Raw genomic sequence first — 19,893 nt, forward strand, 5'->3', positions numbered from 1 at the left:
TGAAACCAATGAAAAATCATAAACACCAGTATACTGTAGCAGTACTGTTACTATTAATGACCACTGCATGTGAAAAAATGATCGAGGTAGACCTTCCTTCCAACCAGATCGCCTCCGATCAGGTTTTTGTAGATGCGCAGACTGCAGATGCTGTTTTGGCAGGCCTTTATTCAGGCTTACGTGACAATTCGCCATTTGCAGGAGATCAATCCGGCAAATTATTCGGACTGTACACTGATGACCTTGACTTCTATTCCACGACGGCAACCAACGGACTGCCCGAAATTGCTCAAAATCTGCATAATGATTCCAATGCGAGTATCTATACCGATTGGTCAACCGGTTATAAACAGATCTATGTCGCCAATGCCATTTTGGAAGGGGTTGAAAAGTCAACATCATTGACAGAGACAGACCGCAACAGGCTGAAAGGAGAAGCATTATTGGTTCGTTCGATGCTCTTTTTCTACCTTCAACAGGTGTATGGAGATATTCCTTATCCGGAAACGACAAACTATCAGGCTAACCAGAACATTGCGAAGACCAATTCCTCACAGGTCCTGATCAAGTTAAGTACCGACCTGACCGAATCCCGAAGCCTGCTTTCCGATACTTACAGGCATTCTGAACGTATTTTCCCTAACCGTAAGATGGCAGAATTACTCCTTGCGAAAGTCTACATGACAGAAGGCAAATGGGCAGAGTCGGAAATATTGTTAAAAGGAATTGTTCAAAGCCCTCTCTACCAATTCCAATCTGATGTCACAAAGGTATTTCTTAAATCTGGAACACACATATTATGGCAGCTGAAGCCTAAAAATTCAGGGGATGCAACAAAGGAATCCGGAACTTACTATTTTGCCGGCGCGGCACCCACTTCTATAGCTTTAAGTGCAGCATTGCTTAGTTCTTTTTCTTCAACAGACCTTAGAAAACAAAACTGGATGGCGCCCGTAACGGTTGGCGGAACAACCTGGTACAGAGCTGAAAAATATAAGAACAGAAGCGCCAACACGACCGAGTATTCGATCATTGCCCGTCTCGAAGAGGTCAATCTTCTGCTGGCAGAAAACTTGGTTCAGCAGGATAAGATCAGTGAGGCATTATCTTATCTTAATAAGACAAGACAAAGATCGGGCTTGACCGCTTTGGTGCTGCCAATGACAAAAGAAAATGCACTTAATGAAATACTTCTCGAGAACCGCCGCGAGTTCTTTACAGAAATGGGTCATCGTTTCTTTGACCTTAAAAGAACAGGAACATTAAATACAGCACTGCAAAGTAAGTCTAACTGGAAGCCTTATCATCAGCTTTGGCCTATTCCACAACAGGATATTTTGTTAAATCCAAATTTAAAGCCGCAGAATGAAGGGTATTAGTTTATCGCAGTTATTTTACCTGCTCATTGCTTTGATATATGGTCAAGAGTTGTCTGGTCAACGAAATGTCGATTCCATAGTACAAAGGTATTCGAGATTCTATTCACTGGCTAATCTCAAAGTTTCTGATGACAATAGATGGATCTCGTTCAACAAGATCTATAAAAGAAACTCAGACACGACCATTGTTGCAAAAGCTGACCAGGAACAAATCGTGGCAGGTGCTTTTCCAGGCATCTCGCAGAGTTTCTTTTTAGATAATGACCGATTTCTTTGGTACGGAAAAGGTAAGGCGCAGGTCATTAACCTGAGGACTCAAGAGAAAAAAGACTTTGAGGATGTCATTAAATCAGAAGCAATAACTTCTTTAGGCTATTATATTATTTTGTACAAAGACCATTTTCTCGAGGTCTATGATAGGAAAGACCATCTTGTAACATCGATACCTGATGTCACACAGACAGTTAGCAATGGAAGGAATCTGCTGTATTTGATTTCTAAAAGTGAGGAGATCTCATCCATTTGGATGCTAAAATCAAAAAAAATTAAAAAAATCTATACTTCCGAACACCTTATCAAAAAGCTGGAAGTAATGCCTTCACAGAAAAACATCGCTGTTACGGAACAAAAGAAGCTCTCAAAAAAGTTGAAATTGGTGTTGTTAAACACAAGATCTGACCAGGCCACATCGGTCAATACTGGATTTGTTGATGCTGACTATATCAAGGTCAGTGAAATAAAACACGGGGATACCTATTTTTTAGATTTTGAACAGAGGTTGCCACCCATATCGGACAACAGACCTCTTATCTGGTATGGGAGTGATACTAATCTCTGGCTTAAGAAGTTGGGAGATCAGCGTCATGAGTATTGGTCTTATAATGTCAAATCCCAGAAAGTTCAACGAATTGATAATCCACTGGCCTTCTTGCTTCCCATTGATAACGAAAGGTATTTTTTAAGTTTTGACAGAAAAGAAAAAAATGAATATATAAGTTCTGTTTCTTGGTTTGACATCCAGTTGTACGACCGATCTGAAAATTTATCAACATTGATCTTCCCACAGTCTTCGACACTTGTGATAAGTCCAGATGGAAGATTTGTCTTAGGTTTTAGTGAAGCGAAAAAACGTTGGGTGCTTTATGATACTCTGTTATCAGAAGCAATGACGATCAACAATTCTCAAGTAGGCGAACCAACCTACAGCAAAGATAATAAATATGCTTTTTTTGAAAGTGATGAAGGTTTCTATTGCCTTGATCTAAAAACGAAAAAATTAGAACGAAAGACTTTTCTTTCAGATAAAAAAGTAATTATTTTAGATCCTGATACATACCGTATATATGGCTCTTTAGGAGCCGATTTTAAATTTCAAAGTATAGATACACACCGACCGGTAATTTTGAAAGTGTGGAACAAAAATAAGAATGAAACATCATTTGTCGAGTGGTACAGTGATAAAATAAAAACAATCCTTAGTTCAACCAGCAATAGAGTGGGTGATTTTAAATGTAATGGTCGAAAAGATCAGTTTGTCAGTATCGAAGAGAATTTTAATAAACCTCAGGCCATCTATACAACTGTGGGAAGGGTTAAGAAAAAACTGTATCAAAGCAATATCCATGACCAAGACATAAAGGCAGCCAAACAGGAGATTTTACATTACAAAAATAGTTTTGGTGCATCTGTTAAAGGTGTACTGTATTATCCGATGAACTTCGATCCATCAGGTAAATATCCTATGGTCTTGTCGATCTACGAGGTTCAAAGTAAAAATGCATCGATGTATCTATATCCACATTTTTCCGAAATCGGAATCAATGTGAGATCACTGATCGATAACGGTTATTTCGTTTTTCTTCCTGATGTGATTATTGACAGAAGGGGACCGGGATTGTCGATCTTGGACTGTGTACATTCCGGTTTAGATGCTCTAAAAACTAATGGAAATATCGATTTAGATAGAGTGGGATTGATGGGACATTCATTTGGTGGTTTTGGTACCAGTTTCGTTGCCACCCATTCCAATCGTTTTGCTGCATACATTGCAGGCGCTTCTGTTACTGACCTAGTCAAATTTTATTTTTCCTTCAGTGAGGAAAGAAAACTCCCAAATTATCCCCGCTTCGAAAACGGTCAATTCAGTATGAAAGTGCCATTTTCAGAAAACAAAATGTTGTACTATGATAACAGCCCTATATCCAATGTCGAAAGAGTTACTGCACCGATTTTGTTATGGACCGGTACTAAAGATATGAATGTTCCCTATGATCACACTGTCGAATTTTACACAGGTTTATTACGAAATCGAAAAAAGACAGTCGCTCTGTTTTATAAAGATCAGGATCATGATCTGACAACGAACAGTGAAGAAAGCATTGATCTTCATCTTCGCATTTTGGATTGGTGGGACTATTTTCTAAAAGGTAAAAAAAATGTTCCTTGGATCGAAAAAGAAATGAAAAAGGATGCCTTGTAAGGCATCCTCTTCTTTAATTAAGGAATCTCTCTCAGCAAATTATCGCAAAAAGTCTCCGAGATCTGTTCCTGTAATTGGGTGCCATCTGCTAACTGGCAGATTGGCCCTGTCGGAATGTCACTGCAATTTTTACCAGCTGCAACGCAGGCAAAATCACCATTTTCGTCCTGTACCATTCTGTAACCTGGTACCGTAGCTTTCTCAGTCTTGTTGGCCATTTTTGTGGCAAACGCTGTTCCTGTTCCTAGTACAACTAGCAAAGCAGGGAAAAGGATTTTTTTCATAGGTATGAATATTTAGTGTTGCCTACTCTGTTAATCGGTTTTCGGCTTCCCCGAATTAAAATATTTTAATAGCGCTTTAGTAATTTTATGCTGTCCAAGCTGTTTTCCGTGAAGAGTATAGATGTATTTTTCCGTGACAATAAAATCCGATAGCTTATGATTCTCTTTTCTAAAAAGATATAAACTGCCAACATAAGTTTTAGTGTCAATATGGTAAACATCGATGACATCTGATTTTCGCCAGGCCTTTCTCGATTCGTGCCGACCCATTAAATTGGACTGTACAAAAAGCAGATCTTTAAAGGCTAATGTCCTGATATTGACTTTCTCTGCCGGCGCACCCATTTTGTATGTTCCATCTGACAATTGGGTAGTTTTAACTGTTGCGGTGCTTACGGTATCAATCGTTTTTAAGTAATTCTTGACAGCCATTTTGTCGTTCATCAAGATGACCTGATTTCGATAGGTATAAGTGTATAAGAGCTGCCTCATTTTTTCATCATAGGACAAACTCCCATCAGAATCGAAAAGTCCGTCAATCTGCTTTTTTAAAATATGGGCTTTCAGCTGCAGTTTTGGATCATCGCTCAATTTAAGCAGACCCAATATCAACTGATTGCTTGGCCTTACCTGTGTCCTTATCGCAAAATTTAAGGAATCAATAACTTTAAGATCATTGAAGTAAGCGTCTTTGTAGCTGATACGTTTTGTGTTTTCTTTACCGATTGTTCCTTTAAATATGATAGGAACCGTTCCGTCATACAGATAGAAATTTTTTCCCAGTACAGTTTGCCTGATGTTTTTGTAAGGATGTGCTGTTTCAATACGAACAGTCAGAACTTCTTTTTTGTGCAGCGAAGAATCTACGGTGGTTAGCTGCTGGGGATACTGTTGATTGGATAGATAGATATTATTCTGGTCAAAACCTGCAAAGTAGTAAAAATCATTGTCCATTTCCAGTGTCCGGTAATCGATAATGGGGTGCTTAATGAAACGTCTTGTAAAGTTATTTTCTTTTTTAATGACATATTCGGAGGATAGAAATAGGGCAACTATCAAAAAGGAACTGAACAGTACTGAAAATGCTATCCTTTGAAACTTATAATGAGTTGTCTTTTCAACAATTAGAATAGCAATTATTGCAAATAATACACAAGCGATATTAAAGATCAAATGTTCAGTCCAGCCAAGCTTTTCCAATATGCCTCCACAAGAACATGGCACAAAGTCACTAAAATTTAAAATGATAAAAATGTAGACTGTGAAGCCTGTCATTAATATCAAAGAAGCATACAGCCCAAAACGTCTTAATATTGGAATCAACAGTAAAATTGATGTAAACCATTCTACTATAATTACAGAGTAGGACACGATACCTGCGTAGGCACTAAGTAGAGGTGACTGTGCTAATTGCACCTGAAATTTTTCAAATTCTAGTAGCTTACTGACGCTTGCATAGAGAAACAGTAAGATAAAGAAATATGAAATCGCTTTAACGACAATGGTATTATCATCTTTCATTATAGATACTTGTAAAATTTAACAGGCAATAAGTAATTTCCAACTGGTTTTCCTTCCACAATAGTCAGGCATTTTCTCGCCTTTGAATAAGGTGACAGTCGTTCTAAAATTCCCCATACTTTCCCAGATGCCGCTTTCCGGACATGGTAAGCCTGTGACAACTGATATGGGGGTAAGGGGAATCATAGGTCATATAAATTGATTAATTATTCGGAACAAGCCGCCAATTGTCACCGTCTCGTACCGGTGGATCTGGATCTACAATTTCTTCTGAAAATCTGGCTGAATCTCCTTTCATCATCATAGTTTTTTCTATCTGATCAGATCGATCATCACGTACATTGATTTCCTCATCTCGATGGGTACAGTTTTGCATAAAAACTGAAGCTATCGTTACACTAAAAATTGGGATAAACTTTTTCATTTTTAATTTTTTTGGTTGGTTATCCCGGCCGGATTGTATTAGAATTCTGAAGTCAAAGTTATCCGGCTGAAGCCACGAAAAAAACTACTCTATGGATCCATTTTAAAATAGATACGTCTCAATTTTAAAATTGATACAGGGATAAATTGCTGTGAAAGCCTTATAAATCAAAGATTTTGGAATATTGCTCCCGATAAGCTTCCAATTCCCTTAAAACTGCTTTATTTAGGCGCAAAATGTTTAATTTTGAGATGGTGAGGTTCTAATAATCAGTATATGAAAAAGATAATGTACTTTCTCGTGCTATTTTCTGCATTTTCACACCTGCTATTTTCCCAGCAAAAAAAAGAAACGACTTTCAGTGAGATCAGAAAACACTACGAAAAAATGACCATTGATGACATGGATGCAACGCCCTATGTGAAATTGTATATCACGAAGGCAAAAAACGAAAATAACTTTCAGAGATTAATTCAGGGCTATAGAGATGGGAGGCAGTTTGACTACCATAGCAAGATCAAGTATGCGGACAGTGCCATAGCGGTCAGCTTAAAGCATGGAACCAGTGATGACATCAGCAAAGATTATTTAAGCAAGGGAATCATCTATTATTTTTATCAAAAAAAATATAAGCTTGCTTTGGATCAATATCTAAAAGCCTATCAATATTCAAAAGGATCAGAAGATAGGTATCATCATTATAAGGTGATCTATCACCTGGGGGTCGTTAAAGAACATTTGGGGTATTATGAAGAAGCGCTGGAACATTTTCAGGACTGTGTTACTTTTTATTCATCAAAACCAAAGCATATCCTGCACGATAATGAGAAGTTCAATTACAAAAAGGCCTATCTGAATAGTCTTCACCAAATGACCATCGTTAACAGATATCTTAAAAACTTTACTAAAAGTGACAGCCTTAGCCGGTTGGGCTATCAATTGACCTTAAATGATCATGATTTTGATCTTGAAAACAGTTATTTTCTCAAATGCATGGGCATCTCAAAATTTCATAAGCAAAATTATGCTGAGGCAAAGAAAGACCTAAAAAAAGCACTGCCTGTTATTTTGAAGCGAAATGACTTTGCATGGGCTTCCGTCGTCTATTACCATTTGGGTAAGATTGCAGAAGCTCAAAATAATTCAGTTGAAGCCATCCGCTACTATAGTGAAATAGACACCATCTTTGAGAAGCATAAATTTATACTGCCAGAAGTCTACGGAAGCTATAATTATCTTATTAAATATTACAGGAATAATGATGTAAATAAACAGCTTTATTATACCAATCAACTTCTTAAAGCTGACAGTGCCATCTCAAAAGATTATCCTTATCTGTCCTCCAAACTTCATAGAGATTATGACCGTAGAACATTGATCGAGCAACAGGATGATATGGAGAAGTCCAGCCAAAGAAAAATAAGATTTGCAAAGGCCCTCATATTCTCTGGAAGCATTGTCATTGGTTTACTTATCGTGCGTTACAGTAAAGACCGGAAAATAAAAAAACAGTATGACATGCTTCAAAAAAGAATATCTGACGGTACTTATATTGTCAAAGATATTGTAAAAGACGAAAATGTTGAAGACACATCAAGGAAAACCTCCTTGACACAAGAAATTAGCATTGAGATCAGAGAAAAACTGGAAAAATTTGAACTGGAAAGGCAATTTTTGAAGAAAGGACTGACCGAAAAGGACGTTGCGGTAAAGCTATCAACCAATTCCCATTATCTGTCAGTCTACATCAATGAACACAAAGGGATGAACTTCAATAAGTATATAGCGGAGCTTAGGATCAACTATATCACAAATCTACTCAATACCAACAACATGTATCTCCGCTTCACCATTGAGGCATTGGCGAAAGAGTGCGGCATCGCATCCCGCCAGAATTTCTCGAATCTTTTCTTTGATATTAACGGCATACGTCCGACTGATTACATCAAGAAGCGCAAAAAGGAATTGGGAATCAGTTGATACTGGCATGAATAAAGGATTTTTTGTAATTTTCTAAAAAAAGGACATGGTAACAAAAACTATTTTTAGAAAGATCGCTCAATTGTATGATGAATTAGAGTTAAGGATCAACGAAGTATATGACGATGATGAAGACATGGTTAAGGTCGCAGAGCGTTCACTGCTACTGATCGATGAATCCATCAGAAAGTTAAAGGAGATGATTACCGACCATCATTTTGAATCCATCGCCGAAGAGGTACATTTCTTCAAAAAACTAAAGCCTCAGTTCATTTCAAAATTCATCTACTATTCCACAATTTTAGACCTCGAATCACATAAACCGAGTGCCGGAAACAAGACCTTAAAAAAATATTACGAGGCAGAACAGGAAAAACTCAAAAGCTTTTATCTGGAACAAGCAGAATTTTACGGCTATTACCGCAGAGAGGCGACCTATCTCGACCATAAGGTATTTGTCAGGAATTCATACGATCTGAAAATGAAATTATCATTCGGCTTCTACAATTTCGACACCAGCTTCACCACTTCTCACGATCACTTGGTAGCAAGATTCATTGCCAGTCAGCAGATGGACAAATATCTGAAAAAACAACTTGAAAACTTAAGTGATAATGTCAGTACTAAAACTTTGTCACCATTGGTATGGTCTGCATCCAAGGTCGGACTGATTGAGCTCGTGTATGCGCTATATCAGATGCGTTGTTTCAATGGAGGAAATGTCGAACTCAGTGAGGTCATCAAATTCGTGGAAAGATCTCTGGACACGAACCTGGGCAACTTTCACAAAACGATATTTGAGATCAGGAACCGCAAACAGGGTCCAACGAAATTTCTGCATTTGGTCAGTGACCATCTCACTCAGCACTTCCTAAACACTGAAGGTGAGTAATTGTTTTGAAAACCTTAAATTGAGGTAAGGCCATTTTAAGGTTTTCCTTGATCTTTATTGATCAGATGCTGTAGATCCGGATCATTTGAGATTCTCTCCATTTCATCACGGATGACCATCAGTATGTCAGCTTTGATGTTTTTATAGTTGGCTGTAATTTCTTCCTGCATACAATCAATCCCTTGCTCGTCGACAAATGAACGGATCTGAGGTATTTTTTGATAATTCTTTTCCTCTGTAGAAAGTTTTACGGTATCTACAACGATCTCAGAATGGAAAATTTTCTGTTCGATCCTTTCATCGAAATTATCTGAGACCGCACCAACAAAAAATCCCTGTGTCAATGTTGAGATCTTTGAAGCCGGGATCAGGCTGTCCAATTGTGTTGAAATAGACGTTGATGTATCATTCCTGTTGATGGAGATGCTTTGCCTTTTTTGCAAAACCTTACCAAATCTATCTGAGAGGGCTTTTGCAGTCTCTCCAACCACCTGTCCGCTAAAAATATTCCCAACGGTGTTTTGGATCACTTTGCTCTCCTTATCGCCATAGTCCCTTGTCAACTGTGAGAAATCCTGAAAGCCCAGGCAAACAGAAACCTTGTTGCTTCTGGCAGTCGCGATCAGATTGTCCAATCCCCTGAAATAGATGGTGGCCAGCTCATCAATGATCACCGAGCTTTTCAGTTGCCCTTTTTTATTGATCAATTTGACAATTCTGGAGTTATAAAGTCCCAATGCAGCAGAGTAGATGTTTTGTCGATCCGGATTATTGCCAACACACAAAATCTTCGGTTCCTTCGGATTGTTGATATCCAACGAAAAATCATCTCCGGTCATTACCCAATACAATTGTGGAGAGATCATCCGGGACAAAGGAATCTTTGCTGAAGCGATCTGCCCCTGCAACTGGTCCTGTGCACCGCCCTGCCACGCATCCATAAAAGGGGAGAGGTAGTTTTCCAGTTCGGAGTAAGAGGTCAGGATCGTAAAAACATCCTCATATTTTTTATTCAGCAACTCAATGGCGTGTGGAAACGTACAGTATATCCCACCTTTGTAGATTTTCAAAAACCAAATGATCGCAGCCAAAAGGATGATAGGGCTTTCCACGAAAAAATCGCCCTGCTTTTGGATCCAGCTCCGATTGAGATTCAGCATAATGGTGTAGGCCGCTTCATACGCATCAGAAATATCCGTCATAAAATCAGGATTCAACGGATTGCAACGATGACTTTTTCTGGGATCATCAAAGTTGATGATATAGAATTTAGGCTTAATCTGATAGCCTTCAGAATGATGTAGGAGATGATTGTAGGCAATGGTCGATAGATCTTCAAATTTAAAATCATAGATATACATTGAGAATCCCTTTTCAATATGTTGCCTGATATAGTTGTTGACTACAGCAAATGATTTTCCTGACCCGGGCGTACCTAAAACAATGGTGGCGCGAAAAGGATTCACTACATTGATCCATCCGTGATGCCACTTCCCCAGATAATAAAATTTGGTAGGCAGATTGACCGAATACTCGTTATAAATAAGCTTTGTCTCCTGTTGGAAACTTTCATTTTCATTATTAAAGACATCATCCATTAAATTATGTCTCAGTAGACGGCTCATCCAGACACCGGCCATCATCAAGAAAATAAAACCTGAACCAGTAAACAGCATATATAATGGAGCTGTAAAGTCTGATGACAGTTTTAGAATGGGTATGCTAAAAAAGAAAAATAAAACGCCCAAAACTAAAACCACAAATATCTTATGCCAGGTGATCTTTTCATTTTTTACCCCTTTCGTTCCAAGACAGCTGAGGCTCAGCAATATCAATGCAAAAAGTTTTGAATAAAGTGGTTTGCTAAATAATCCTGCAGTCTTGTTAAAGTTTTGAAGGATCTTATTGACAAGATTTAAAGTCCAGCCACGTTCTTCAAAAAAGCCGTAACAAAACCAGTACAAGTGCAATAAAACAAGAATTATACTCACCGCTCTCATAAATGCCATTATTTTGGCAAGCCCTCTCAAGTCGTCTTCTCCCTGCATTATCTAATTTTTAATGATAGTTTGTGAATTTAAAGACTGTGCAGCCCAGCTATAAGAATGTGGAAGTCAATCGCAGTGTTTGGCTTTTGGAGGCCGTTATATGATTTTTAGACTACAACAATTACCAATTGGGCTACTTTTTATAGAACGACGATTCAGAATTTTGTACTTGAGATTACAATCAGTTTTAGAAACAATTAAAAAAAGAACTATGCAACAGAGAAAATTAGGAAATAGCGGATTAGAGGTTTCTGCATTGGGCTTTGGCTGTATGGGGTTAAACTTTTTGGATGGAAAAGGTCTTGATAAAAAAGATGCCATCACGCTACTACGTAACGCAGTTGAAAGAGGTGTTACATTTTTTGACACCGCAGAAGCCTACGGACCGTACACCAACGAAGAGTTGGTTGGCGAGGGATTACAGCCTTATAGAAAAGATGTGGTCATCGCTACGAAGTTTGGTTGTAAAGACGCCAGTCCGGCAATAGGTCTGGACAGCAGACCCGAAACAATAAGAGCCGTTACCGAGGCATCTTTAAAAAGATTAAAAACAGATTACATTGATCTGCTTTATCAGCACAGAGTTGACCCTAATGTTCCGATAGAAGATGTTGCGGGAACAGTGAAAGACTTGATAGAGGAGGGCAAAGTAAAGTATTTCGGTTTATCGGAAGCGAGTTCCACAACAATCAGAAAAGCACATTCAGTTCAACCTGTATCCGCATTACAAAGCGAATACTCTTTATTTTGGCGTGAACCGGAAAATGAAATTATACCGACTTTGGAAGAGTTAGGAATTGGTTTCGTTCCGTTCAGTCCTTTGGGAAAAGGCTTCCTAACCGGTATCATCAACAAAAAATTAGAGGCTGTCGACCGCAGAAATGTCATTCCACGTTTCACCGAAGAAAATATTAAAGCGAATATGGTTTTAGTAGATGCGCTTTCTGAGATTGCCCAACAAAAAAATATTTCAACAAGTCAATTAGCATTGGCTTGGCTCTTAGCTCAAAAGCCTTGGATCGCACCAATTCCCGGGACTACAAAATTGCATCGTTTGGAGGAAAACATCGCCAGTACAAATATTGTATTGACAACCGATGAACTGGCAAAAATTGACGAAATGGTCAATGGAATTACACTGGTGGGCGACCGTTATCCCGAATTTTTAGAAAAACAAATTGACAGATAAAAACAAATAGCAATGCAGAATATCAAAGGAAAAGTAGTTGCCATTACAGGCGCAAGCAGTGGAATGGGTAAGGTTATCGCCTTAGAATTAGCTAAAAACGGTGCGAAGGTCGTTTTGGGTGCAAGACGAACAGAACAATTACAACAGATTGTTGAAGAAATTAAAATCAAAGGTGGTTACGCAGCCTGTGCTCAAATTGATGTGAAGAATAAATCCGATCTTGTAAGACTGGTCAATACAGCAGTTGAGGAATACGGAAAATTAGATGTCATTGTGAACAATGCCGGAGTCAGCCAGTTAAGCCGCATTGACGAGCTGGATGTTGACGGCTGGGAAGAAATGATCGACATTAACCTCAAAGGTGTTTTGTATGGAATGGCGGCTGCAATTCCTGTTTTCAAGCAACTGCAATCGGGTCATATCGTCAATATCATTTCAACGTCAGGAATCAAGATTGTACCCATGCAGGGTGTTTACGCAGGAACCAAAAATGCGGTAAGAACTATCGCTGAAGTATTTAGACAAGAATCAGACGGAACAATCAGGATTACCGGAATTTCGCCAGGTGTTGTAAAAACCAACTTTGCTGAAAATATAAAAAACAAGGAAATGAAAACCATCATCAAGGATAATATGGAAAATCTGGCCATTAGCCCGGATGCCATTGCTAATGCTGTTATTTACGCCATAAGCCAACCTGCAGATGTTGAAGTTGGTGATATTGTAATTCGTCCCTCAAAACAAAATTGATTAAATTCGTAAATGAAATGCAACAACAATCTGACATCAATCAAATTAAAAGTATATCGCAATTGGTGCGGGTATTGGGATTTCCTGCGCCATTGCACCCGTTGATCGCATTGGTGGACTACAATGCTGTTTCAATTGATATGTTTCCGAAAGGGCAAAAGGTGAGTCTGGATTTTTACAAGATCTCCTTTAAGCCTACCTTCAAAGGACACATAAAGTACGGACAGGGCTATTATGATTTTGAAGAAGGTGGACTGGCGTTTCTGAAGCCGAAACAAATTGTTATTTCACCCGAAGAAACGGAGAGCTATGAAGGGATTGCCTTGTATTTCCATCCAGACTTTATCCGCAACTATCCGCTGGGAAAAACGATTAATCAGTATGGCTTTTTCTCCTACGATGTCTCTGAAGCCTTGTTTTTATCGGCAAAGGAAAAAGAAATTATAGCTAATTTATTTGATACAATAGCGAATGAATTGGACAACAATATTGATGGTTTCAGTCAGGATGTTCTGGTGTCGCAGATAGAATTGTTATTGAATTACAGCAACCGTTTTTACAATAGGCAATTCATCACTAGGAAAGCAGTCAATCACGACATCATCACTTCTTTGGATCGACTGTTAAACAATTATTTTGAAGAAGAAAAAAGTCTGAAAAATGGTTTACCGTCCGTAAAATATATCAGCACGGAATTAAAGCTGTCGCAACGCTATCTGAGCGATATGCTGAGTTCATTGACAGGACTAAATACACAACAATATATTCAGAATACAGTCATAGAAAAAGCGAAAGAAAAATTGTCAACAACGGATTTATCCGTTTCGGAAATTGCTTATGAACTGGGCTTTGAGCATTCTCAATCTTTCAGCAAACTTTTCAAAACAAAGACAAACGTTTCGCCATTGCAGTTTAGAAAGTCGTTTAATTAAAAAGTTGTACTAAGTTCCATCGTCTGTAATTACGACGATATCAATCTCTTGGTCGTTTCTTTTTTTTCTTCATCCTGCTGGCAAAATTCAGTTCCTCAAAATCTTCTCCTTGTGCTTCAGGCAGTAAACCACCCAATGCTTCAATCAAACCATCTTCGTGTCTATCAGTAGAATTAATGAAGTCGAACAAATAATGTGGTTCTTGGGCAGGAAGATCCGCGTCATTTGTCCTTGGTGTTTTCGATTGCTGTTTAACTGACTCTTTATTATCAGGCTTGATGTTATTGTTCCAATGATCATTAAGAGTATTGGCAGAAAATTCTTTGCCTAAGTGTGAACCGTTCCAAACCGTTTTAGAATTGTGGTCTATAAAAGTTATACCATAAATACGTCCTGTGTCATTTCTACGTACTATCACATTAATGCCTTGTTTGCCTAACTGTTTTTTAAAAACCTGTTCATCATTTGTTGATTTTAAAGCAATAGTAACGGCTGCTTTGATAGTGGGCTTTGACCGATGGCCTTTTAAAGCCTCTTTGCTTTTTGCGAAGTGCAATTCCAACTCCGGTAATCCTGTATTTTTTCCAAACAAAGATGCTTTAAAAGGATTCCCAGCTTTTTCCCCTTGGCCATCTAAAGGAAAATAAAGCAATCCTCTTTTTAATTGGCCATGTAATTCACCTTCTATTTTCTCGGCTGTAATATTAAATAATGAAAGCAAGGCATTGTATTCCCCAAAGGATTGAAATTGGTAGTAAGAGGATATGTGTCGTATTACCGACGCAATCTGGCTTTTAATATCTCCAGCCTTATAATCAATCGGTCGAAAGATCTTGTGATTTTGCTGAGACTGTTTCTCAACTGCTGATATAAGACCAAATTTATTTTCCAATTCCCGGCAGATTTTCATCGATCGGATCTTTTCAAATTTGTCGGATATTTTCCTTCCATCTTCATCTATACAGACTGAAACAATATGGATATGACTCCGGTCGATATCATTATGTTTGAATACTACAAATGGCTGACCAACAAAACCCATCTCATTCATATAAAGCTGAGCCATTTCTTTATATTGTTCATCAGAGACTTGATCTTTAGGATCAGGATTCAGGGAGATATGCAACGTGTGTTTTTCAGTCTTTCGGTTTGCCAAAAGATAAGGTTCAAATGATCTCGCCAATTGAGCAACTGAATACTTCCCGTCAGCTGATTCAATCATTTTATAGGTCATCAGAATTTCTCCTTTATCCTTTTCAATTTTTGAATTATTATAAGACAGGGAGCCAAAAAGATTACTGCTTCTTCCAATTTTTGCGATCATGTTATTCTTGATTTTTCAAATGTTTCTGATCAAATTCTTTTGTCAACTGCATCACTTTTTTAAAGATGTCGACCATTTCAATAGTGTTTTTTTCCAATTTATAGAGTAGTGCTGCAGCTTTTTTCTCAGAAAAATTAGTGTACAACAGTTTAACCACTTGATTATAATTGACCCCCACAGACCGAAACTGACTGTGAAAAGAGGTCAGCCGCATATAAAAATCGACCGTTCCCTTATCCACTTTAACGGTCTTTATTGTCTTTTCGAAAATGCACGAAGTGATAAAATGGGCCTTCACTTTCATTCCTGACTCGTCAAAAAGTTCAAGAAAGCGGGAATGTTCCACCTCATTAAATGAGATTGTATATCGGATCTTGGAAGGATCGGCCTTTGGACGGCGTCCCGTTTTTTTCTGTGGTTTACTATTATGATCATTCATCGTCTGTCCAATTAAATTTACAAAACATCGACTTCGGAGATTGTTTCTGCCCCCTGCAAGGGCAAGTTGTTTTGAGCATCTGAAAACGTTTCGAGATGCTCAAAACACAACTTGCCCCTTTCGGGTGAAAGGATAAAGCTATAATAGAATAGATTCAATCCAGTATTACAGGCTCTTCCTATGTGAAAAGATTTAGAGCATTAATCCATTCAATCACCCTTTGACAAAGTAAACTACAATGCTTCACAGACTCTCTAAAGTTCATAAGGCCAAACAAATCCATTGCGAGACAAAGACAACCACTCAGAAGGTGAGTACAGCCGGATGTTATTCATTTGTACCAGGATGTCATCACGACTGATGTATGGCAAAATCGTTTGAGTTCTTGAAGGCAGGCATTCCAACTTTCCAGAGGTCAGTCAGGATATCCGGAATGCAATAGCACAAGATAAAGATCGGTCAGGCATTTCAACCTGACGGAAGTACAGGATCCTTTAAGGAAAGGCCCGCTGACTGATTGAATTCTGGTCATACAGTTGGAAGTCAGATATGCTTTCAATTGCCTAAGATTGCAGGAAAGCAGGATGTGATTTGAGCCTGCCAGCCAGCTGTCACTCTAGAAGTATCGTTAACCAATGTTCAACTATAAAATCAGAAAAATGGAAACAAAAAAACAACCAATAATCATTGCCTTTTCCACTCAAAAGGGAGGGGTGGGAAAAAGTACCTTCACAGTACTTTTGGCAAGTATCCTTCATTACCGGTTAGGATATCAAGTCGCTGTGTTCGACTGTGACTTTCCGCAGTACAGTTTGATACAGATGCGGGAAAGGGATCTTAAAACAGTTATGCATAATGAGGTCTTAAAAAAAATGGCTCATAAACAGTTTACAACTATTAATAAAAAAGCCTATCCTGTTTTTCAGAGCAAGACCGATACGGTTTTGGAAGAGCTTGAAAATTATCTTATAAATTCCGAAGTTGCACCGAATGTAGTTTTTCTAGACCTGCCTGGCACGGTCAATACGGCTGGGATATTAAGTACACTTGCCAATGTCCATTATATCTTTTCACCTATAACTGCCGATAGAGTCGTCCTTGAAAGCACCCTGAGTTTTACGGATGTTCTGACCAATGTCTTGATGAAGAAAAAGCATACCGAGATCAAAAGCATACAGCTGTTCTGGAATCAGGTCGATGGTAGGGAGAAAACCCCATTGTACAAAAATTACAATAAGGTGATCAAAGATCTGGGACTTCAATTGATGGAATCATCCATCACAGACAGCAAGAGATTTCGCAAAGAAGGGGAGACGGTTGCAAAAACTGTTTTCCGTTCGACCTTATTGCCGGCAGACCCTAAGTTGATGACATTATGTAGGCTAGACCAGTTTATGGAAGAGTTTTTAAGAATCATAAAATTGTAAAAAGATGGACAGTGATAAACTAAACCGCGAAGACAACAATATTGATGAACAATATCTGATGTCTATCATGGCTGGCAGCACAAAGAAGGAACCACAGAGGCAGGAACTTGATTCTGAAAAGGACAAGCAGCCTACGAAGCAAAGAATAAAGAACAAAAAAAGTGTTGGAATCACCTACGCTGATCAGTTTCTTACTCATCACACCATGACCAAGCGTGGTGATAAAAGTATCTATATTCGACCTGAATATCACGAAAGACTTTCCCGGATCATCCAGATCATTGCCGACGACCAGATCCCTTTATATGCTTATCTAGATAATATTTTGGCGTACCATTTTGAAACGTTTGAAAAAGAGATCACTGATGATTTCAACAGCAAATACCGTCCAATCTTTTAATCTATCATCTTATGGAACAATTAATCATCATAGGACTATTACTCATTATCATCCTACTACTTTGGGACAGGAAGTTTATAGATCAGCATCCAAATGAAAAAAGTGCCGAACCTCAACTACCTGTGCCCTCCATTATGGGAAAAACAAAGATAGAAGAGAGAAAACCAGTGCCATCCGATGCCGATTATAGCCAGAACAAATCTATCGTACTAAAAGCAAATAATTTTGATTCAGAAACCAAGGAGGAGGTATTTGAAAATACAGCTTCAAAAAAAGAACTTGACGAGATACTGGTCAAAAATAATGATTGGGAAGACGAGGAAGAAGACTGGCAGTGCCAAGATGATTCTAAAATAGAAAGCGGGTTTGCCACAGGGGTTACCTTTCAGGAATTGAGTACTGCGGGACAGTTGCTTCAGCAAGATTTGCTGGAGCCTGACTTAGAACAGCAAGCAGTTCACATCATTCAGAAAATTCAGGGAACCGAGCTTTTTGATCTTTTAGAAAATTCATTAGGTGACGCATCAAAGCGAGTTGCCGCTTTGCTTAGCCAGAGTATTTCGAATGAAGGTGAGGACATTTCTTTTAAGCGTAAAGATGGTGCGGATGGTTTCGACATTGGGGAATTTGTTTAGTCAGATTCCCCTTTTTGCTCATTGTATGAGATTCATAAAAGATTTTGATATTGAGAATTTTTTTTTAAAACCTTTTATCTTTTAATTGTTTTCAGCCAGCTTTGATAAATAGGAAACCAAACGCGGTCGCCATTAGATCCGTTGCAAAGTATTATAATACCGCTTTTTGAAGGAAGATCTAACAACAATGCTGCGCTCCATCCGGCATTTTCACCGGTATGACCAATAGTTCGGAAATTTTCATAATTCATAAATCTGTAACCAAGTCCGCTTTCGCCCTCGGTGGAAGAAGGAAGAACAGGCGTTTCCATCAGCTTGATAGTCTCAGGTTTTAGAACTTTAATCAATTGTTTGGGATCTAGGGTAATCGATAGTTCTGCAAAGTGAGCCAGATCGACAATCGTAGTCTGCAATCCTGCAGCCGCTTTTTCAGTGAAGATTCTATTTTTGATGGGATTGCCGAGTTCGTCGTATGCGGTTGCAGAGTTGGGCTTCATATCTTCTGTCCATTCGTAGTTGGTGTTTTTCATACCAAGTGGCAGGAAGATATTTTGCTTCATATAGTTGGTGAAATCCTGTTTGGTTTTCTCTTCCAAAAGCAGTTGGGCGAGTGTGTAACCGCCTCCGGAATATTCCCATTTTGTTCCCGGTTCGCTGATGAGATGTACGGTTTCACCATTGCGTTTTGTTTTTCCATTCAGTGATTCTTCGAGACTTAGCAATGGAGTTCCTTGATCCGATCCGCCGTAACCATGAACAGAAAGTCCTGCCGTATGACTCAGCAATCGCCGTAATGTTACTTTAGATTCATCAAATTCAGAGCGGGGCAGATGCCAGCGGGTAAGAGATTGTTCAACAGGATCGTCCAGTTTTATAAGGTCCTTCTCTGTCAATTGCATAAAGCCCCAGGAAGAAACCAGTTTGGAGACGGAACCGATATTGAAAATTGTTTCCGGTGTTACGGGTCTTTTGCTTGCCAGATCCGCATAACCCATCGATTGTATCCATGCGATTTTTCCATCCCGAATTACAGCAACTCCAACGCCGGGAACATTATTTTTTACAGTTAGCTCCTGTCCCAACTTTTCTATTTCCATATACAGCGCGTCATTTTTATTTGCAATAGAATTTTTGGCGGTGTTTGTTGTTGAGCAGGAAAATGTAGTCCCCACTAACACAATAGCTAAGACATTTATCAGGATAACTTTAATTGATTCATATTTCATATAAGTGATTATTCTAGCCATGTGCTTCAGGATTAAAAACCAATACATTTCGCTGAAACTCAAATGTCCGAAATAATAATGTCTTCAAAGAAATTATTATCATAAATCTGAAATTAATTAATAGAGATTAAGACACATAGTACCAAACAATTCCTCTGATTTCCAATTTACCACAACAGGACAATTTCCATAACACCTTTGACTTATCGACCCACAGGGCGTGGGGTGAAGTAACAATTAATGTGTTTCAGTTATGGAAAAACAAAGAAAAAAACTACTGCTATTAGGTCTGACCTTTTTTGCAGTAACAGGTGCCTTTGCCCAAGGCAATGGTACCGCAGGAATTAATGAGGCTACACAAATGGTGACCTCTTATTTTGAACCCGCAACTCAGCTCATCTATGCGATCGGTGCTGTTGTCGGACTTATTGGAGGGGTCAAGGTGTATAACAAGTTCAGCAGTGGTGACCCTGACACCAGCAAGACCGCTGCCAGCTGGTTTGGAGCGTGTATCTTCTTAATTGTAGCTGCAACGATCCTACGTTCATTCTTCCTTTAAACTTT

The 19,893-nt window shown here is 38.7% G+C and carries 18 protein-coding genes; 11 read left to right on the top strand and 7 right to left on the bottom strand.

Annotated elements, in window-relative coordinates:
- The first annotated feature begins 8 nt into the window (after positions 1-8).
- Entirely contained in the window at positions 9-1,379 is a 1,371-nt protein-coding gene (locus ACED20_RS01080; protein ID WP_288446074.1) for a RagB/SusD family nutrient uptake outer membrane protein, read from the top strand.
- Positions 1,366-3,858, top strand: a complete 2,493-nt coding sequence (locus ACED20_RS01085; protein ID WP_288446073.1) for a S9 family peptidase — start codon at positions 1,366-1,368, stop codon at positions 3,856-3,858. Before ACED20_RS01080 ends, ACED20_RS01085 begins: the two co-directional genes overlap by 14 nt.
- A gap of 17 nt (positions 3,859-3,875) precedes the next feature.
- On the opposite strand, the gene ACED20_RS01090 is transcribed toward ACED20_RS01085, so the two are convergent.
- The 3 genes from ACED20_RS01090 to ACED20_RS01100 all read right to left on the bottom strand — a co-directional run bounded on the left by ACED20_RS01090 (position 3,876) and on the right by ACED20_RS01100 (position 6,087).
- Positions 3,876-4,142 (bottom strand): DUF6520 family protein, encoded by a 267-nt coding sequence (locus ACED20_RS01090; RefSeq protein WP_230635706.1) that lies wholly within the window; start codon positions 4,140-4,142, stop codon positions 3,876-3,878.
- 30 nt (positions 4,143-4,172) lie between these two features.
- Entirely contained in the window at positions 4,173-5,663 is a 1,491-nt protein-coding gene (locus ACED20_RS01095) for a MauE/DoxX family redox-associated membrane protein (RefSeq protein ID WP_288446071.1), read from the bottom strand.
- A gap of 202 nt (positions 5,664-5,865) precedes the next feature.
- On the bottom strand, positions 5,866-6,087 hold the full coding sequence (locus ACED20_RS01100) for a hypothetical protein (RefSeq protein ID WP_288446070.1): 222 nt from the start codon (positions 6,085-6,087) through the stop codon (positions 5,866-5,868).
- Between the two features lie 276 nt (positions 6,088-6,363).
- Between ACED20_RS01100 and ACED20_RS01105 the strand changes: the two genes are divergently transcribed.
- Positions 6,364-8,067, top strand: a complete 1,704-nt coding sequence (locus tag ACED20_RS01105) for an AraC family transcriptional regulator (protein WP_288446069.1) — start codon at positions 6,364-6,366, stop codon at positions 8,065-8,067.
- A 46-nt stretch (positions 8,068-8,113) separates the two neighbouring features.
- Positions 8,114-8,959, top strand: a complete 846-nt coding sequence (locus ACED20_RS01110; RefSeq protein WP_288446067.1) for an RteC domain-containing protein — start codon at positions 8,114-8,116, stop codon at positions 8,957-8,959.
- Between the two features lie 35 nt (positions 8,960-8,994).
- On the opposite strand, the gene mobC is transcribed toward ACED20_RS01110, so the two are convergent.
- Entirely contained in the window at positions 8,995-11,007 is a 2,013-nt protein-coding gene (gene mobC, locus ACED20_RS01115) for a conjugal transfer protein MobC (protein ID WP_288446065.1), read from the bottom strand.
- 211 nt (positions 11,008-11,218) lie between these two features.
- Between mobC and ACED20_RS01120 the strand changes: the two genes are divergently transcribed.
- Genes ACED20_RS01120 through ACED20_RS01130 form a run of 3 tightly spaced genes read left to right on the top strand, consistent with a single transcriptional unit; the run spans position 11,219 to position 13,878 of the window.
- On the top strand, positions 11,219-12,196 hold the full coding sequence (locus ACED20_RS01120) for an aldo/keto reductase (RefSeq protein WP_288446064.1): 978 nt from the start codon (positions 11,219-11,221) through the stop codon (positions 12,194-12,196).
- Positions 12,197-12,208: 12 nt separating this feature from the next.
- Positions 12,209-12,946: an SDR family oxidoreductase gene (locus tag ACED20_RS01125; protein ID WP_288446063.1), complete on the top strand. Its 738-nt coding sequence runs from the start codon at positions 12,209-12,211 to the stop codon at positions 12,944-12,946.
- A gap of 17 nt (positions 12,947-12,963) precedes the next feature.
- Positions 12,964-13,878 carry an AraC family transcriptional regulator gene (locus ACED20_RS01130; RefSeq protein ID WP_201134246.1) on the top strand — a complete coding sequence of 305 codons (915 nt, stop codon included), beginning with the start codon at positions 12,964-12,966 and terminating at the stop codon, positions 13,876-13,878.
- Positions 13,879-13,918: 40 nt separating this feature from the next.
- Here the strand turns inward: ACED20_RS01130 and mobB are convergent, their stop codons facing one another.
- Positions 13,919-15,202, bottom strand: coding sequence for a conjugal transfer protein MobB (gene mobB / locus ACED20_RS01135; protein ID WP_288446061.1), 1,284 nt, complete (start codon positions 15,200-15,202; stop codon positions 13,919-13,921).
- Position 15,203: 1 nt separating this feature from the next.
- A complete protein-coding gene (mobA, locus tag ACED20_RS01140) occupies positions 15,204-15,641 on the bottom strand; it encodes a conjugal transfer protein MobA (RefSeq protein ID WP_288446059.1) in 438 nt (145 codons plus the stop codon).
- Positions 15,642-16,300: 659 nt separating this feature from the next.
- On the opposite strand from mobA, the gene ACED20_RS01145 reads away from it, so the two are divergent.
- Genes ACED20_RS01145 through ACED20_RS01155 form a run of 3 tightly spaced genes read left to right on the top strand, consistent with a single transcriptional unit; the run spans position 16,301 to position 18,103 of the window.
- Positions 16,301-17,068 carry a ParA family protein gene (locus tag ACED20_RS01145; protein WP_288446058.1) on the top strand — a complete coding sequence of 256 codons (768 nt, stop codon included), beginning with the start codon at positions 16,301-16,303 and terminating at the stop codon, positions 17,066-17,068.
- Between the two features lie 4 nt (positions 17,069-17,072).
- Positions 17,073-17,468, top strand: a complete 396-nt coding sequence (locus ACED20_RS01150; protein WP_201134242.1) for a DUF3408 domain-containing protein — start codon at positions 17,073-17,075, stop codon at positions 17,466-17,468.
- A gap of 11 nt (positions 17,469-17,479) precedes the next feature.
- Positions 17,480-18,103, top strand: coding sequence for a hypothetical protein (locus ACED20_RS01155; protein ID WP_201134241.1), 624 nt, complete (start codon positions 17,480-17,482; stop codon positions 18,101-18,103).
- Between the two features lie 74 nt (positions 18,104-18,177).
- Here the strand turns inward: ACED20_RS01155 and ACED20_RS01160 are convergent, their stop codons facing one another.
- Positions 18,178-19,329 (bottom strand): serine hydrolase domain-containing protein, encoded by a 1,152-nt coding sequence (locus ACED20_RS01160; RefSeq protein ID WP_378103271.1) that lies wholly within the window; start codon positions 19,327-19,329, stop codon positions 18,178-18,180.
- 253 nt (positions 19,330-19,582) lie between these two features.
- Here ACED20_RS01160 and ACED20_RS01165 point away from each other — a divergent pair, with 253 nt between their 5' ends.
- Complete coding sequence (locus tag ACED20_RS01165) at positions 19,583-19,888, top strand: DUF4134 domain-containing protein (RefSeq protein ID WP_288446054.1); 306 nt, start codon at positions 19,583-19,585, stop codon at positions 19,886-19,888.
- Positions 19,889-19,893: the final 5 nt, after the last annotated feature.

This window comes from Chryseobacterium sp. sg2396, from assembly GCF_042610505.1.
Taxonomy (GTDB): domain Bacteria; phylum Bacteroidota; class Bacteroidia; order Flavobacteriales; family Weeksellaceae; genus Chryseobacterium.

Bases quoted from the DNA above. Each gene is read 5' to 3' on its own strand.
- ACED20_RS01080 (WP_288446074.1), top strand. From the start codon at position 9: ATGAAAAATCATAAACACCAGTATACTGTAGCAGTACTGTTACTATTA.
- ACED20_RS01110 (WP_288446067.1), top strand. From the start codon at position 8,114: ATGGTAACAAAAACTATTTTTAGAAAGATCGCTCAATTGTATGATGAA.
- ACED20_RS01130 (WP_201134246.1), top strand. From the start codon at position 12,964: ATGCAACAACAATCTGACATCAATCAAATTAAAAGTATATCGCAATTG.
- ACED20_RS01165 (WP_288446054.1), top strand. From the start codon at position 19,583: ATGGAAAAACAAAGAAAAAAACTACTGCTATTAGGTCTGACCTTTTTT.
- ACED20_RS01105 (WP_288446069.1), top strand. From the start codon at position 6,364: ATGAAAAAGATAATGTACTTTCTCGTGCTATTTTCTGCATTTTCACAC.
- ACED20_RS01095 (WP_288446071.1), bottom strand. From the start codon at position 5,663: ATGAAAGATGATAATACCATTGTCGTTAAAGCGATTTCATATTTCTTT.
- ACED20_RS01150 (WP_201134242.1), top strand. From the start codon at position 17,073: ATGGACAGTGATAAACTAAACCGCGAAGACAACAATATTGATGAACAA.
- ACED20_RS01160 (WP_378103271.1), bottom strand. From the start codon at position 19,329: ATGAAATATGAATCAATTAAAGTTATCCTGATAAATGTCTTAGCTATT.
- ACED20_RS01155 (WP_201134241.1), top strand. From the start codon at position 17,480: ATGGAACAATTAATCATCATAGGACTATTACTCATTATCATCCTACTA.
- ACED20_RS01145 (WP_288446058.1), top strand. From the start codon at position 16,301: ATGGAAACAAAAAAACAACCAATAATCATTGCCTTTTCCACTCAAAAG.
- ACED20_RS01090 (WP_230635706.1), bottom strand. From the start codon at position 4,142: ATGAAAAAAATCCTTTTCCCTGCTTTGCTAGTTGTACTAGGAACAGGA.
- ACED20_RS01085 (WP_288446073.1), top strand. From the start codon at position 1,366: ATGAAGGGTATTAGTTTATCGCAGTTATTTTACCTGCTCATTGCTTTG.
- ACED20_RS01100 (WP_288446070.1), bottom strand. From the start codon at position 6,087: ATGAAAAAGTTTATCCCAATTTTTAGTGTAACGATAGCTTCAGTTTTT.
- mobC (WP_288446065.1), bottom strand. From the start codon at position 11,007: ATGCAGGGAGAAGACGACTTGAGAGGGCTTGCCAAAATAATGGCATTT.
- mobA (WP_288446059.1), bottom strand. From the start codon at position 15,641: ATGAATGATCATAATAGTAAACCACAGAAAAAAACGGGACGCCGTCCA.
- ACED20_RS01125 (WP_288446063.1), top strand. From the start codon at position 12,209: ATGCAGAATATCAAAGGAAAAGTAGTTGCCATTACAGGCGCAAGCAGT.
- ACED20_RS01120 (WP_288446064.1), top strand. From the start codon at position 11,219: ATGCAACAGAGAAAATTAGGAAATAGCGGATTAGAGGTTTCTGCATTG.
- mobB (WP_288446061.1), bottom strand. From the start codon at position 15,202: ATGATCGCAAAAATTGGAAGAAGCAGTAATCTTTTTGGCTCCCTGTCT.